Origin of the sequence: Streptomyces flavochromogenes, from assembly GCF_000717595.1 — a bacterium.
GTDB classification, from domain to species: domain Bacteria; phylum Actinomycetota; class Actinomycetes; order Streptomycetales; family Streptomycetaceae; genus Streptomyces; species Streptomyces flavochromogenes.
Genome location: NZ_JNZO01000133.1, coordinates 1 through 260, shown reverse-complemented (window position 1 = coordinate 260; position 260 = coordinate 1). Strand labels below are relative to the sequence as shown.

The window sequence follows — 260 nt, the reverse complement described above, 5'->3', positions numbered from 1 at the left end:
CGCATGCGGGTACGTCAGGGCAGCGACAGTTCCGCGGGCATCTGGTTCCGTCAGGCGTCCGCGAACACCGACCGCGCCTTCGTCGGCATGGAAAGCGACTCCAGCGTGGGCTTTCACGGTAACGGGGGCGCCGGCTGGGGAATGGTGATGGACACCGTCACCGGCAATGTCAGACTCGGAAAGGCCCTCTCCCTCTCGCCTCAGCGTGCTCTGCACGTGGAGGGTACCGAGGTGCACAGCGGTGGATCCGCCGGTGGTTT

General features: G+C 66.2%; 1 protein-coding gene. It reads left to right on the top strand.

Annotated elements, in window-relative coordinates; genetic code table 11:
- Positions 1 to 260 (top strand): hypothetical protein (locus IF00_RS46630; RefSeq protein WP_209439855.1); only part of this gene is annotated, 260 nt, incomplete at both ends.